General features: G+C 71.5%; 12 protein-coding genes. 5 read left to right on the forward strand and 7 right to left on the reverse strand.

Annotated elements, in window-relative coordinates; genetic code table 11:
• Window positions 1-96: 96 nt before the first annotated feature.
• Both ACFOX0_RS20400 and ACFOX0_RS20405 read right to left on the reverse strand, forming a co-directional pair.
• The gene (locus tag ACFOX0_RS20400) at window positions 97-1,104 is read right to left on the reverse strand and encodes a zinc-dependent alcohol dehydrogenase family protein (protein ID WP_377548303.1); all 1,008 of its coding nucleotides are present in this window, start codon (window positions 1,102-1,104) and stop codon (window positions 97-99) included.
• Window positions 1,105-1,133: 29 nt separating this feature from the next.
• Window positions 1,134-1,556: a hypothetical protein gene (locus ACFOX0_RS20405; RefSeq protein WP_377548305.1), complete on the reverse strand. Its 423-nt coding sequence runs from the start codon at window positions 1,554-1,556 to the stop codon at window positions 1,134-1,136.
• A 115-nt stretch (window positions 1,557-1,671) separates the two neighbouring features.
• Here ACFOX0_RS20405 and ACFOX0_RS20410 point away from each other — a divergent pair, with 115 nt between their 5' ends.
• Window positions 1,672-2,475 carry a helix-turn-helix domain-containing protein gene (locus ACFOX0_RS20410; protein WP_377548307.1) on the forward strand — a complete coding sequence of 268 codons (804 nt, stop codon included), beginning with the start codon at window positions 1,672-1,674 and terminating at the stop codon, window positions 2,473-2,475.
• 36 nt (window positions 2,476-2,511) lie between these two features.
• On the opposite strand, the gene ACFOX0_RS20415 is transcribed toward ACFOX0_RS20410, so the two are convergent.
• Window positions 2,512-3,555, reverse strand: a complete 1,044-nt coding sequence (locus ACFOX0_RS20415) for a saccharopine dehydrogenase family protein (RefSeq protein ID WP_377548310.1) — start codon at window positions 3,553-3,555, stop codon at window positions 2,512-2,514.
• 71 nt (window positions 3,556-3,626) lie between these two features.
• Here ACFOX0_RS20415 and ACFOX0_RS20420 point away from each other — a divergent pair, with 71 nt between their 5' ends.
• On the forward strand, window positions 3,627-4,577 hold the full coding sequence (locus tag ACFOX0_RS20420; RefSeq protein ID WP_377548313.1) for a helix-turn-helix domain-containing protein: 951 nt from the start codon (window positions 3,627-3,629) through the stop codon (window positions 4,575-4,577).
• A 116-nt stretch (window positions 4,578-4,693) separates the two neighbouring features.
• Here the strand turns inward: ACFOX0_RS20420 and ACFOX0_RS20425 are convergent, their stop codons facing one another.
• The 3 genes from ACFOX0_RS20425 to ACFOX0_RS20435 form a co-directional block, all read right to left on the reverse strand.
• Window positions 4,694-5,401, reverse strand: a complete 708-nt coding sequence (locus ACFOX0_RS20425) for a 5-formyltetrahydrofolate cyclo-ligase (RefSeq protein WP_377548316.1) — start codon at window positions 5,399-5,401, stop codon at window positions 4,694-4,696.
• Window positions 5,402-5,493: 92 nt separating this feature from the next.
• A complete protein-coding gene (locus tag ACFOX0_RS20430; RefSeq protein WP_377548319.1) occupies window positions 5,494-6,729 on the reverse strand; it encodes a helix-turn-helix domain-containing protein in 1,236 nt (411 codons plus the stop codon).
• Between the two features lie 163 nt (window positions 6,730-6,892).
• The gene (locus ACFOX0_RS20435) at window positions 6,893-8,380 is read right to left on the reverse strand and encodes an aromatic amino acid ammonia-lyase (RefSeq protein ID WP_377548322.1); all 1,488 of its coding nucleotides are present in this window, start codon (window positions 8,378-8,380) and stop codon (window positions 6,893-6,895) included.
• A 63-nt stretch (window positions 8,381-8,443) separates the two neighbouring features.
• Between ACFOX0_RS20435 and ACFOX0_RS20440 the strand changes: the two genes are divergently transcribed.
• The 3 genes from ACFOX0_RS20440 (at window position 8,444) to ACFOX0_RS20450 (ending at window position 13,659) form a co-directional block, all read left to right on the forward strand.
• Complete coding sequence (locus tag ACFOX0_RS20440; protein WP_377548324.1) at window positions 8,444-9,997, forward strand: NAD(P)-binding domain-containing protein; 1,554 nt, start codon at window positions 8,444-8,446, stop codon at window positions 9,995-9,997.
• Window positions 9,987-11,501 (forward strand): class I adenylate-forming enzyme family protein, encoded by a 1,515-nt coding sequence (locus ACFOX0_RS20445; RefSeq protein ID WP_377548327.1) that lies wholly within the window; start codon window positions 9,987-9,989, stop codon window positions 11,499-11,501. Before ACFOX0_RS20440 ends, ACFOX0_RS20445 begins: the two co-directional genes overlap by 11 nt.
• Window positions 11,502-11,718: 217 nt before the next feature.
• Complete coding sequence (locus ACFOX0_RS20450) at window positions 11,719-13,659, forward strand: ABC transporter ATP-binding protein (protein WP_377548329.1); 1,941 nt, start codon at window positions 11,719-11,721, stop codon at window positions 13,657-13,659.
• Between the two features lie 64 nt (window positions 13,660-13,723).
• Here the strand turns inward: ACFOX0_RS20450 and ACFOX0_RS20455 are convergent, their stop codons facing one another.
• Window positions 13,724-14,185 carry a hypothetical protein gene (locus tag ACFOX0_RS20455; RefSeq protein WP_377548331.1) on the reverse strand — a complete coding sequence of 154 codons (462 nt, stop codon included), beginning with the start codon at window positions 14,183-14,185 and terminating at the stop codon, window positions 13,724-13,726.
• Window positions 14,186-14,190: the final 5 nt, after the last annotated feature.

Here is a 14,190-nt window from a genome sequence, read left to right on the forward strand (position 1 = left end):
CGGTCATCGTCGGCGGGTCATGCATGGTCCAAATCCCACGGCACGGCGATTCAGTGACCCGTTGGTGGCTGTATTAATCACAGACTGATCAGCGAGCTATCGGATTTCGACAATGACCTTTCCGAACGGGTCTGCCGACTCGTAGTACCGGAACGCCGCGCCGGCTTCCTCGAACGGGAACGCTCGGTCGGTGACCGGTCGAAGCTGGTGCGCGGTGATGATCTCGTTCAGCTTGGTGAACTGGGCGCGACTTCCGACTGCCAACGCCCGAACCGTCGCGGCGACACCGAACAGCAGGCGAGGGTCGAGGGGTGGCCAGTCACCGGACCGGGACCCTACGAACGCGACGTGCCCGTTGACGGCAACCGACTTCAGTGACTGCTCCAGTGTTCCGGCAGTGTCGACGACCCGGTCGACCCCTCGCCCGTCGGTGATGTCGCGGACCGCGTTGTGCCAGTCGGGAACGGCGCGATAGTTGACGACCTCGTCAGCGCCCAGGTCACGAAGACGCTGTTCCTTTTCCACCTGGCCGGTCGTGGCGATCACTTTCGCGCCGAGAAGCTTGGCCAGTTGCAGCGCGAACAGTGATACGCCGCCCGAACCGGTGGTGAGCACCGTGTGCCCGGGCCGGGTCCCAGGACCGTCCCCGGTCAACGCGTTCCATGCGGTGACGGCAGCGCACGGCAGCGTCGCGGCTTCGGCGTAGGAGAGGTGCTCGGGGACCGGGACGAGGGCGTGCTCCGGCAGGACGGCGAGTTCGGTGAGCAGGCCGTCGAGGGAGCCTCCCAATTGGGGCAGGTATGACGGCTTCAGGGGGCCGTCCAGCCATTGCGGGAACAGCGCGGCGGTGACCCGATCACCCGGTCGTACCCGCTGGACACCCGGCCCCACGGCGATGACCTGCCCGGCACCGTCACTGACGGGGATGACGTCCGGCTTGACCGGCAGCACGTACTGCCCCCGCAGCACCAGCAGTTCGCGGTAGCTGAGCGAGACGGCGTGGACCGCGACCGCGACCTCGCCGGTGCCTGGCGTGCGTGGTTCGTGGGTGCGCAGCTGCAGGCCATCGATGCCGTCGCCGCTGTTGACATGGTAGCTGCGCACGGACGGGGGAAGCGTCGCAGTCATCGCGGTCAGCCCTCGATGAACTGGTAGTCGCTGACGATACGCCCGTCCGCCCCGAGCACGAGGATCTCCAGCCCGACACCGGCCACCTCGCCACCGTCGCGAGGCACCATCTCCCAGTGGAACTTGACCACGTCGTGGAGCCGTTCGGCATCCCCGCGGGAACGGAACACGAAGGTGCCCGGTGCGATGAACTCCTCGTACGAGCGCGTCACCCGCACCTCCAGCTCGTCATGCCCGCGCGCCTCCAGGACGAGACGGTCGAACCCCAGGCCCTCGGCGGCCTGTCGCATGTCCTGCGGCGGCTGCAGGACATGGACCCCGTCGGCGGACCAGAGCTCGCGGACGGCGGCGCGGCGACGTTCCGGGTCGGGTTCGCACCACAGCGCGACATAGCGGTCAGTGAGGTTCTTCAGGTCGATGTCAGCCATAGCGATCCTTTGATCGTGGATGATCGTTGCGACCACGACTGTCCTGCGCCGGACGCGCCGCGACAATTCCCCGGGGGGAATCGCCAACCGGCGCGGCACCCGGTACACAGGAGAAATGATCACCGAATCCGTGCGTGGCGGACTTCCGGGTGCCTTGCGCACGTGGCGCACCCGACGACGCGTCAGCCAACTCGAACTGGCGGTGCGGGCCGGCACCACGCAACGGCATGTCAGCTTCATCGAAAGCGGACGCTCAACCCCCGGCCGGGCGATGATCATACGGCTGGCCGAATCGCTGGAGGTGCCGATCCGCGAACGCAACGAACTGCTCCTCGCCGCCGGATTCGCGCCCGCGTACCCGCAGCGCGAACTGGACGATCCCCAACTGGCACCGGTCCGAACCGCCCTCGAACGCGTCCTGCACGGTCACCTGCCGTACCCGGCCGTGATCGTCGACCGGCACGGCGACCTCATCTCCGCCAACGCGGGCTTCCAGATGATCACCCGGGGAGTGGATTCACACCTGCTCACCCCACCCGTGAGCGTCCCCCGAGTCCTACTGCACCCCTGCGGTCTCGCACCCCGCATCGTCAACCTCGACGAATGGGCCTGGCACATCATCGACAGCGTCCAAGCCGAAAGCGTCCGCAACCCGAGCGACCGGCTCCGACGCCTCGCCGAGGAACTCGTCAACCTGGCGCCCCCGCGGCCACGGCAACTCCCGCCCCACCACCTCGGGTTCGCGGTACCACTGCACCTGCGCACGAGCGACCCGGATGTCCGTGAGCTGCGGCTCATCACCACGCTCACCCACTTCGGCACCGCCACCGACGTCACCATCGCCGAGCTGCGACTGGAAGCATTCCTCCCAGCCGACGAAGCCACCAGCGCCGCACTGGCCGAACTCGTCAGGTGGTGACCACCTTCGCCCGCGAAAAGCGTCCGGCCGCCCCGCTCACACTGCCTCCCCGCCGAAGTCGACCTCGATGTGCGGCGACAGCGCCTTGAGGAAGTCGCGGGCGTCGAAGGCCGTACCGGCCGAGGCGACGCCGACCGTCCTGGTCCGGCCGGTGAGGATCCGGTCGGCCGCCTCCACGGCCAGGGGTGCGCTCACCGCGTAGATGTCGCGGCCGCGCGCCACGGCACGCCGTTCGTCGTCGCCGGAACGGACGAGCACATCGACGACGAACGACTGTGCGGAGCGTCCGTCGGCGTCGACCGCGACCGGGGCCGGGGTCTGTGCGCCGGCCAGATCTTGGGCGGCCTCGACGGTCATGTAGGTGCGTACCTCTGCGACGGCCAGGTGGCTGGGAATGGTGACGACGTCCGCCATGGTGAACTCCGCGATGACGGCCCGGGCGCCCAGGGGCTGCGGGAAGAACCACTTCTCGACCGGCGGCTGATCGTCGCGGTACTCCAGCCGGCCGCCGCTGTAGCGGACGCGCCGGCCGTCGCGGCGCTCCCGGGAGACGACCCCGGCGGCTCGGGTGCCGTCCGTGGGGTGCCAGCTGTCGAGACCGTACGCCACGTGCACCTCGTCCGCGCCCGCCTGGTCGCCGAGCGCCGCCGTCACGAGCAGGTCGCCGAGGCCACCGTAGAACGCCATCGCCGGGACGACCGTGACCCCGGCTCCTCGGGCCCGGTCAGCGAACAGCCGGAACGTGTCGAAGTTCGCCTCGATTTCCGCGGCGACATCCACATACGGGATTCCCGCGCGCAACGCCGCCTCGAGGAGCGGTGCCGCCGTGACCGCGAACGGACCGGCACAGTTGATCACCATGGCCGCTCCGGCCAGCGCCCGGTCCAACGCACCAGGATCGTCGACCGCCGCCGGACGTACGTCCAGTCCCGGCCACGCCGCCGCCAGCGTCTGCAACTTTTCGGGGTCGCGGCCGGCCAGCAACGGCAGGTAGCCGCGTCGCCGCAGCTCGGCTACCACGAACCGACCGGTGTGCCCGTACGCCCCGTACACCGTGACCATGTTTCCCAAAGCACTCATGACCATATGATCGCGGCCGCTCGGCCTGACCCGCGAGTGGCTGGAACGACACCATGCATACAATTCCGGACATGCACACAGTCGCGGTCGCGGTCGCCGACGGTATCCTGAACTTCGAGCTGGCCCTGGCGTACGAGCTGTTCAACTCCATCCCGCCGGTGCCGCGCGACGACTGGTACCACCTGGTCATCTGCGGGCGCGATCCCGTCCGCGCCGACGGCCGCTTCCTGCTGGAACCAGACTGCGGACTGGACGCACTGGCCAGGGCCGACACCGTGATCGTCCCGGGCTGGGCCGACGTCGACCAGACGCCGCCGGCGGATCTCGTCGACGCCGTACGGGCCGCGCACGACGCCGGGGCCCGGGTGGCCTCGCTGTGCACCGGCGCCTTCGTCCTGGCCGCTGCGGGCCTGCTGGACGGGCGGCGCGCCACCACCCACTGGCTGCACGCGCAGGCGCTGACCAGCCGCTACCCCCGGGTGACGGTCGACCCGAATGTCCTCTACATCGACGAAGGCAGCGTGCTCACCTCCGCCGGCAAGGCCGCCGCGCTCGACCTCTGCCTGCACCTGGTCCGCCGTGACCACGGCTCGGCGGTCGCCAACACGCTCGCCCGCAAACTCGTCGTATCGCCGCACCGGCCAGGCGGCCAGGCACAGTTCGTCGCCGCCCCGATTCCGCCGACGCGCGACCGTCCCTTCAGCGACGTGCTCACCTGGGCGGTCGAACGGCTGGACCAGCCGCTGACCGTGACCGACCTGGCCGGCCGCGCAAACCTGAGCCCGCGCCACCTCGGCCGCCAGTTCCGCTCGGCGACCGGCGCCACGCCCCTGCAGTGGCTGCTCACGCAGCGGATCCGGCGGGCCCAGGAACTGCTGGAGACCACCGACAACAGCGTGGAAGCCGTCGCGGCGGCCACCGGCATGGGCACGGCGACCACGCTGCGCCGGCATTTCCAACGTACGGTCGGCGTGTCTCCGCAGGCCTACCGCCAAACCTTCCGAGCCCGCCGCACGCCGTAACTTCCACGCCGACTGGCCGCCTGCCACTGTTCGCCGGGAACCACCCACGGTCTGGGCTGGCGCCCCTGGTGCTAACGCGTCCCCCAGCTGCGGCGCGCATCGCCGACACCCGAGAATCAGCGCAGCGCCGGAATGTTGTCGATCTGGTCGGGGCGGAGGCGTTCTCGCATGATGCCCGCCGGTCGCTCCCGGCCAGGCTCGTATGTGACGACCTCTTCGGCGGTGACGGCGAGGTCGACGCTGAAGTCGTGGTCGGCGTGGGGCAGGTTCTCGTCGAGGAGTTGGCTCTGGTGGACGGTGGTGGCGATGCTGGTGGCAGTGTTCACGAGTCCGGCCTCGGTGAGGAGTGCGATCTCCAGGTCGGAGTAGCCGGCTCCCTTGCCGATGCGTACGCCGTTTCGTCGGCTGATAGCGACGCTGCCGCAGACGATCAGGTCGACCGGCCGCATGTCGTCGGGGCCGACGGTGGGGGCGACCTCGGGTGCGCCGGTGCTGGTGGCCGCGATTTCGAAGGGCACCGTCAGGACGGCCGGGTCGAGCAGGTAGAAGGGCTTCGGTGTGGCGAGTCGTGGGACCGCCATGTAGAGCAGCTTGCCTTCTCGGAGGGCGCGTACCCGAACGGGTAGCTGAGCCCGGTCGGGGTTGCACTTGACGACCCGCGCCTGCCTCCAGACCGCCAGCGAGGCAAGCCGGGCCGCTGCTTCCTCCTTGCCGACGAAATCGGGAATGTGGCCGTGGACTCCGGGCGGTGCGGCACCCTCGCGTTCGAGTAGGTCCCAGACCCGTCGCCGAACGGACTGCTTGGCGTGGTCGATGCTCGTCACGGTGTCGCTCCTACGTGGTCATCAGGGTGAGGAGCCGGTCGTTGATGGGCATTTCATGGACCTTGATGCAGGAAGGAGATGGCTTGTCGAGCTCACCGAGCCGGATGCTGGCCAGGGTGAGATTGCCGATCACGCACCCGGAGAACTGTGGCAAGTCGGATGATCGTAGCGGGGGCACCGGGAGCACGGGCGATATCGGCGAGCATGGCCCGAGCCGCCGGACGCTGGCGTACCTCGGCCGGTGCCAGGCGGTCAGCGTCAACCAGCAGCCGGGCGGCGTTGATCGGGTCGTCGCTGTGCAGGTAGGCGCGGGCGGCATCGATCAGGTATGCGGCCCGGTGCTCGGCGGGCAGCCACCGCCAGCCGTCCCGCTGGATGTTCGTCTCATGTCGGGCCACCGCCCCGCCGGAGTCACCCAGTTCGACCGCAGAGGCCGTCCGTGCCAACTCCACCGCGGTCGGTCCGAATCCCGTACGGTGGTGGTCCTTGCCGTCGCCGACTCGTTCGGCCATCCCGGCGGCTTCGTCGAGTAGTTCGGCCGCGGCCGCGCCGTCACCATCGTGGGCGGCGGCCAAGGCCGCCTGGACCAGAAGAGCGCCGCACAGGGACAGTTGCTCAGGTAGGCCGCACTCGATCACGGGCGGGATGATGCGGTACGCGGCGGCGAGTGTTACCGACTTCGCCTCCCGTGCCCACCCCGAGGTGCGGAGCACCTGACCGAGTTGCACCGCCGCGCTGGCCACCAGCACCCCATCGTTGGCCGCGACGTTCATCGCCCGATCGACAGCAAGCCACGCCGGCCCCGGTGCTCCGAGCTTGACCAACACGGCGGCGGCGACCCGGTACGCATCCACCAGCGGCACCTGACCTGGTCCAGGTTGGTGGGCCCGAGTGCGTTCCACGTCAACCAGCAGGTCCGGCAGCAGATTGACCACCTGCGGATAGCGGGCATGCTGAAAGGCCGTCCAGGCATGAGCCGTTGTCCTGTTCACCTGATCGATCGACAGGGCAGGCCGTTGAGGTGATGATCTACCGAGGGGAATCTCGTACCGGGAAAGCGCCGCCCGGATTCGCTCTACCCCTTCATCGCGCTCGACCACGTCGACCGGAGCGTCATCCTGTTCCAACAACGCCGTCGCATCGATGCGCAGCACGGTGGCGATCTCTTGAAGGGTCGACACCCTGTCCAGGGCTCGTACGCCCCGCTCGACCTTGTCTACCCAACTCTTGGACTTTCCGAGCCGGTCGGCGAACATCTGTTGCGAGAGTTTACGCCGAGTCCGCAGGTGGGCGACTCGTCGGCCGATCGGGAGGAAATCAGCGCCCACGACGCCACCGCCGATCCGGCACCGCCCGGGTCGTCTCTTCCACCGGGATCCGCTCCGCCTCGGCCTGGGCGAGAATCCGCTGCCTGGCGGCCTCTCGCTCCGCAGCCTCCGTCCCGCTCGCCCGGGTTCGGCTCTGGATCCAAGTCTCCGTCTTGGGTAGGAATCAGTGCTCCGCCGTCACCAGCCGGGCCGCCCGGCGTACGTCCTCGTCCAGTGGCCGGTCCGGGTCCACCGGCGCGACGGCCTCGCCCAGCGCGTCGAGCAGCGACCGGCACCCCGCCGCCGTGACGTCCCGATCCCCGACGTGCGCCGCCTGACGCAACCCCACCGCCAGTGACCCGCACAGCAGGGTCAACAACTCGGCCACGTCGTACGCCCGCAGCGCGGCCTGGGTGCCGAACGGCACGACGTCCTGGTTGTGCAGGTTGGTCGGCAGGCTCTGCATGCCGGCCGGGGTCGCGGCCCGGCGCATCTCGGCGACCAGTGCCGTGCTGGCCAGTTGCACCCCCTGCACCCCGTGCTGCTGCCCGGGTCCGGCGGCCAGCATCGGCGGCCGACCGCCGTTGCGGTGCGGGTCCACCAGCAGGTCGAGTTGCCGTTCGGCGAGGTTGCCCAACTGGGTGGCCACGTTCGCGAGCGTGTCGGCGGCGAACGCGGCCGGCTGGCCGAAGAAGTTGCCGCCGTGCACGACCGCGTCGTCGTCGGGGAAGAACAGCGGGTTGTCGTTGACGCTGCCCAGGTCGGCCGCGACGACGCCGTCGACGTAGCGCAGCGCGTCCTCGGCGGCGCCGAGCAACTGCGGGGTGCAGCGGATGCTGTACGGCTCCTGCAAAGGGCGGTCGCCGGCCGGGACGGATCCGGCGAGCGTGGCGCGCATCCGCCCGGCGACCTCGACCGCGCCGGGGTGCCCGTACGCGGTGATCAGGCGCGGGTCGAGGAAACCGGGATCGCAGCCGAGCAGGTCGACCAGCAGGCAGGTGAGCGACTGGAGCGCCCGGTGCGCGGAGCGTACCCGGTCCAGCGCGAGCGACAGCGCGGCGCTCGTCACCGACGTGCCGTTGACCAGGGCGAGCGCGTCCCGTCCGTCGAGGGTGAGCGGGTCCAGTCCGGCCTCCCGCAGCGCGTCGGCGGCCGGCCTCCGCCGACCGTCCAGATAGGCCGAACCGCGACCGCGCAGCGCCTGGGTGGCGTACGCGAGGGGGATCAGGTCGCCGCTCGCGCCGACCGAGCCGTACCGGGGAACGGCCGGCACGAACGTCGTGCCGAACATGGCGGCGAGCCCGTCCACGACGCGGGCCGAGACACCGGAGGCGCCCCGGGCCAGCGACCACGCCCGGGTCAGCAGCGCGGCCCGGACCAGATCCGTTGCCAGGTCCGGTCCCTGCCCGGCGGTCAGGTGCGCCAACGTGTTGTCGCACTGGTCCGCCTCGTCGGTCCGGCCGGCGAAGCCGACCAGCGCGCCGAACCCGGTGGTCGCGCCGTAGACCGCGCGTCCCGGCTCGGCCAGCACCTTCCGCAGGTACGCCCGCCCGCGCTCGACCCGGTCGCGTACCTCCGGTCCGACCAGGACGGTGACCGGTGTCGCGGCCCGGCGCAGGCCGGCGGGGGACAGCGGGGCGGCCAGCTCGATGGCGGCGTCGGCGGCGGTCACGGCACGACCGTAGTACATCGAATCTCAGAACGCTCTGAAGTCCACCCGCTACCGTCGGCGGTCATGACGCACGACTACCTGATCCTGGGCGCCGGGCCGGCCGGGCTGCAACTCGCCGCGCTGATGGAACGGGCCGGTCACGACCATCTCGTCCTGGAGCGGGGCGCCGGACCCGGCACCTTCTTCACCCGGTTCCCCCGACACCGCACCCTCATCTCGATCAACAAGGTGCACACCGGGTTCACCGACCCCGAGCTGCGGCTGCGGATGGACTGGAACTCGCTGCTCAGCGACGATCCGCGGCTGCTGTTCACCCGATACACCGGCCGGTACTTCCCGTCCGCCGACGACCTGCCGCGCTACCTGGCGGACTTCGCCGCGGCCACCGGCGCCCGGGTCCGCTACGACACCGACGTGACCCGGGTCGGCCGGGACGGCGACGGTTTCGTCCTGGCCGACTCCGCCGGCCGGACCTGGCGCTGCCGCCGGCTGGTCGTGGCCACCGGCGTCTCCCGGCTGTACGTGCCGCCGATCTCCGGCATCGAGACCGCCGAACGGTACGACACCGTCGACGTCGACCCGGCGTCCTTCGTCGACCAGCGGGTGCTGATCATCGGCAAGGGCAACTCCGGTTTCGAAACCGCCGACGCGCTGATGGAGACGGCCGCGGTCATCCACGTGGCCGGCCCGCACTCGGTGCGGCTGGCCTGGCAGACGCATTATGTCGGGCACCTGCGCGCGGTCAACAACAACTTCCTCGACTCGTACCAGTTGAAGTCCCAGAACGCGGTGCTGGACGGCACGGTCGAGAGCATCCGGCGCCGGCCGGAGGGCGGCTACCGGGTGCTGTTCCGCTACGCCCGCACGGTCGAGGCGTTGCGCGAGTTGACCTACGACCGGGTCATCGCGTGCACCGGCTTCCGGTTCGACGCGTCGATCTTCGACGACACCTGCCGGCCGGCCCTGGTCATCAACCACCGGTTCCCCGAGCAGACCCCGGCGTACGAGTCCAGCACCGTGCCCGGGTTGTACTTCGCCGGCACGCTCACCCAGCAGCGCGACTTCAAGCACTCCACCAACGGTTTCATCCACGGCTTCCGGTACGGGGTGCGCGCCCTGCACCGCATCCTCACCCTGCGCCACCACGACGGGACCTGGCCGGGCGAGCGGCTGGACGCCACCCCGGAGGCGGTCGCCGCCGCGATCATCGCCCGGGTGAACCGGTCCTCCGCGCTGTGGCAGCAGTTCGGCGTCCTCGGCGACGTCACGGTCGTGGCCGGTGACGCCGCCCGCCACCACGAGGAGGTGCCGGTCGCGTTCTTCGCCGAGGGCGGCCTGGGGCCGAACCGGCACGCGTTCGTCACCACCCTGGAGTACGGACCGGACCACGACACCGTGGACCCGTTCGACATCACCGTGCCCCGGATCGCCGAGAACGACGCGGAACACGCGCACGACGCCAGTTACCTGCACCCGGTGGTCCGCTACCACCGCGACGGCGTACCGGTCGCCGAGCACCACCTCGCGGAGAACCTGGAGAACGAGTGGGACCTGCCGGCGGTGCACCGGCAGCCCCTGGAGGTCTTCGTCAAGGGATGCCTCGCCGATGGCGCGTGAGGCGTACCCGGGGGTGGTGCTGGACCTGCTGGCCGCGGCCGGTGACCGGCCCGTCTTCGAACACGGCGCCCGCGTCGTGACCGGGTCCGCGATGCTCGGCCTGGTCCGGCGGATCGCGGCCGGCCTGCGCGGCGCGGGGATCGGACCGGGCGACGGGCTGGCCATGATGCTCGGCGTCACGCCCGAGGCGTTCGCGGCGATCATGGCCAGCCACGTGGTGGGGGCGCGGGTCTGCGGGATCCGGCCCGGCCTGCCCGACGAGCGGCTGCGGCACCTGCTGCGCCGGGACGCCACCGCCGTCGTCACGGACGCCACCACCACCGTCGTCACGGACGCGACCACTGGCACGGAGGCCACCGGCGCGACCACCGGGCCGGTGGCCGGGCCGCGGCGGCTGGCGCTCGCCGACCTGGTGTCCACTCCGGACCCCGGGGACGATCCGAAGCCGGCCGGCCGGCCGCACGACGTCGCCCGGCTCGTCTACACCAGCGGCAGCACCGGCCGGCCCAAGGCCTGCGCGCAGACGTACGCGGGCATGGCCGCCGCCTGGGCCGCGCGCCCGGCGGCCTGGCCGCCGGTGGTCCGCGACCTGGCCGCGCGGCTGGGTCGCTACCTCGTGTTCGGCTCGCTGAGCAGCCAGGTGATGATCGAGTACGGCGTGCTCGCGCTGGCCGCCGGTGGCGCCATGGTGGTCGCCGACCCGCCCGACCTGCCCGGCGCGATCGTCCGGCACCGCGGCTCCGGCCTGGTCATCACGGTGCCCCGGCTGCGCCGGCTGGTCGCCGCCCAACGCGCCGACCCGGTCGACCTGGGCTGCCTGCGGGCGCTCATGGTGTCCGGGTCGCCGCTGCCGGCCGGGCTGCACCGCGAGGCGCTCGACGTGCTCGGCCCGGTGGTCTTCCACGGTTACGGCCAGACCGAGACCGGGATGATCTCCATGGCCACCCCGGCCGACCCGCCCGGCTCGGTCGGCACCCCGCCCGCGGCCGTCGACGTCGTGGTCCGCGGCCCCGACGGCGCGCCCGTGCCGGTCGGCGTCGACGGTGAGCTGTACGTCCGCACGCCCGCCCAGGCCGTCGGCTACTGGGCCGACCCGGCCGAGACCGCCGAGGTGTTCGTCGACGGTTGGGTCCGCACCCGGGACCTCGGCCACCTGGACCCGGCCGGCCGGCTGCACCTGGTCGGGCGGGCCCGGGACGTCGTCATCGTCAACGCCAACCTGCACTACGCCGGGCCCATCGAGCGGGCCCTGGCCAGCCATCCGGACGTGGCCGAGGCGTACGTGGTCGCCGTCCCGGACGCCGACACCGGCGAGGCGGTGCACGCCTTCGTCGTACCGGTGGCGGGCCGGACCCCCGCGCACGACGCGCTGCGCGAGTTGGTCGCCCGGCGGCTCGGTGCCGCCTGCGTCCCGGCCCGGATCACCGAGATCGCCGAACCACCGCTGGCGCCCAGCGGCAAGCCGGACAAGCGGCTGCTGACCGGCGGCGAACCGTCGGCGTAGTCGCGCCGCGGTACCACCTTGACACGCCTGTTCGACACGCCGGTAACCGCATGACTCGATCTCGTCGCGGACAGTAGGCTTCTCGGCGGGTTCCTTCCACCGACCCGAGGCACCCGTCTCCCGCACCGGTTCCCGGCGTACCGCCGGGGGATTCGCCCTGCCCGGATCGGCCTCGCCGCGGCGGTCGCCGGGCTCCGACCAGCCCTGAGGAGGCCGCATGGAGACCACGCCCCGCCCCCGCCGGTCCGCCGACCAGGAAGAGGGCACCGACGAGTCGGCGTTGCCGGAGCTGGCCGATCCCGACTGGCTGCACCACGCGCGCCAGATCGCGCAGACGAGCTTCTGGTCGGTGGCCCGGCGGCTGCCCCGCCTGGTCCGGGAGGCGATCGGGGTGGCCTGGGCGACCAACCGCCGGGACACCGTCGCGTCCCTCGGCCTGAACATCGCCGCCGGGGTCATGACGACCTTCGGACTGTTGGCCACGACCAGCGTGCTCACCGAGCTGTTCGCCGCCGGCCCGACGCCGGACCGGGTCCGGGCAGCCCTGCCCGCGCTGGTCCTGGCCGCGGCGGCGGTGACGGCCAGGGGTGGCCTGAAGATCGCCGCCGGATGGGCGCAGGCCCGGCTCACGCCGCAGGTCAACTACCGGGTCCAACTGCGGATGTTCGAGGTGACCACGGGCGTCGAACTGGCCGCGTTCGACGACGCCGGCTTCGCCGAGGAGATGGACCGGGCCCGCGACCGCGGCATGCAGGAGGCGGCGTCGATCGTCGACCACACCGTCACCCTGGTCACCGGCCTGGTCGGCGTCCTGGCCACCGCCGCCGCCGTCGCGGTGATCCAGCCGATCCTGCTGCCCTGCCTGCTGCTCGCGGCTGTTCCCGAGGCCGTCACGGCGGTCCGGGTCGCCCGTCGGCAGTACCTGAACCTGCTCGCCCGGATCACCCAGCGCCGCCGGATGTGGCTGCTCGCGCACCTGATGGCCAACCGGCACACCGCCGCCGAGGTCCGGGCGTACCAGATGCGGGAGTTCCTGCTCGGCGAGTACCGGCGGGTAATGACCGCCGAGACCCGGGCCGACCTCGCCCTGGTCCGCGCGCAGACCATCACCCGGTTGTTCGGGACCTCGATCGCCGGGGTGGCCGGCTTCGCCGTGTACGCCGTCCTCGGCGGCCTGCTGCTGACCGGCTGGGTCGCCCTCGCCGCCGCAGCGACCGCGCTGCTGGCCCTGCAGACGGCACACACCAGCCTCGGTGCGGCGGTCTTCGCGACGAACTCGCTCTACGAGGATGCGCTCTACTACCAGGACTACCGGGACTTCCTGGACCGGGCGCAGGCGCGCACCCGCCCGCCCGGTGGGCGACCGGCCGACGGCTTCGACACGATTGAGGTGGACCGGGTGAGCCTGCGGTACCCGGACACCGAGCATCCGGCGGTGCGCGAGGTCAGCCTCACCGCCCGGCGCGGCCAGGTGATCGCCCTGGTCGGCGAGAACGGCTCCGGCAAGACCACACTGGCCAAGCTCATCGCCGGCCTGTACCGGCCCACCTCCGGCGTCATCCGCTGGGACGGCACCGACCTCACCGAGTTCGACCCGGACAGCCTCGGCTCGCACGTTGCGGTGATGACGCAGGACTGGTGGAAGTTCCCCTTCACCGCGCGCCAGAACATCCTCGTCGGCCGGCACGACCGGCCGGAACGACACCCGGGACCGTCCATGGAGGACGCCGCCCGGGCCGCCGCCGCGCACGACATGGTGCTCGGTCTGCCGTACGGCTACGACACCCTGCTCGACCGCGAGTTCAAGAACGGTCATGAGCTGTCCGGTGGGCAGTGGCAGCGGCTGGTCGCCGCCCGCGGCATCTACCGGGCCGCCCGGCTGCTGGTCTGCGACGAACCGTCGGCCGCCCTGGACGCCCGGGCCGAGCACGCCGTGTTCCAACACCTGCGGCGTCACCCGGACCGGCTGACCGTGCTGATCACCCACCGGCTGGCCAACGTCCGGCATGCCGACCAGATCTTCGTCATGCGCGATGGTCGGCTGGTCCAGCAGGGTGACCACGACCAGCTCATCGCCCAGGACGGCCTCTACCGCGAACTGTTCGAACTGCAGGCCGCCGGCTACCTGGCCGAACCGTCGCCCGCACCACTGCGCTGAGCGCCGTCGGCGCGGCCGGACGCCTCCCGCTGGCGCCGGTGGACGACGTTTCCGCGCCCACCGGCTAGCTGTCGGACAGTTCCCGCGTCACCCGCTCCAGGCCGTCCCGGATCAGCCGCCCGTAGTCGTCCTCGCCGAGCGCGCCAATCCCCGCCCGGGCCCGGTCGAGCCACTCGCTGGCCCGGGCGGGATCGCCGAGCTTGCGGTGGCACTCCGCCAGGTTGAGGTGCAACGACGGGTACAGGGCGGCCACCGGCATCGGCACCCCGGCCTCGGCCAGCCGGGCGTCGGTGAGCAGGTCGGTGGCCGCCAACGCCCGCTCGTCCCAGACCAGTTCCTGCCGGGCGTCGTCCTGCACGTCGGCCATCGCGTGCGCGAGGACGGACACGTGCAGCGGATCGCCGCGTTCCCCGCCGATCTCGTCCCAGATCCGCGCGAACAGCTCGCGCGCGGCCTCCCGTCGGCCCTGGGCGTGGTGCAGCCGCACCCCTTCGTTGATGCGCAGCAGCGTGGCGTCATACGGCATGGCCG

Origin of the sequence: Micromonospora zhanjiangensis, assembly GCF_042650605.1 — a bacterium.
Classification (GTDB): Bacteria; Actinomycetota; Actinomycetes; order Mycobacteriales; family Micromonosporaceae; genus Micromonospora_J; species Micromonospora_J zhanjiangensis.

What these genes read in the sequence shown, in the direction of transcription:
- ACFOX0_RS20415 (WP_377548310.1), bottom strand. Translation starts at nt 3,555, where the DNA reads ATGAGTGCTTTGGGAAACATGGTCACGGTGTACGGGGCGTACGGGCAC.
- ACFOX0_RS20455 (WP_377548331.1), bottom strand. Translation starts at nt 14,185, where the DNA reads ATGCCGTATGACGCCACGCTGCTGCGCATCAACGAAGGGGTGCGGCTG.
- ACFOX0_RS20450 (WP_377548329.1), top strand. Translation starts at nt 11,719, where the DNA reads ATGGAGACCACGCCCCGCCCCCGCCGGTCCGCCGACCAGGAAGAGGGC.
- ACFOX0_RS20410 (WP_377548307.1), top strand. Translation starts at nt 1,672, where the DNA reads ATGATCACCGAATCCGTGCGTGGCGGACTTCCGGGTGCCTTGCGCACG.
- ACFOX0_RS20445 (WP_377548327.1), top strand. Translation starts at nt 9,987, where the DNA reads ATGGCGCGTGAGGCGTACCCGGGGGTGGTGCTGGACCTGCTGGCCGCG.
- ACFOX0_RS20440 (WP_377548324.1), top strand. Translation starts at nt 8,444, where the DNA reads ATGACGCACGACTACCTGATCCTGGGCGCCGGGCCGGCCGGGCTGCAA.
- ACFOX0_RS20405 (WP_377548305.1), bottom strand. Translation starts at nt 1,556, where the DNA reads ATGGCTGACATCGACCTGAAGAACCTCACTGACCGCTATGTCGCGCTG.
- ACFOX0_RS20420 (WP_377548313.1), top strand. Translation starts at nt 3,627, where the DNA reads ATGCACACAGTCGCGGTCGCGGTCGCCGACGGTATCCTGAACTTCGAG.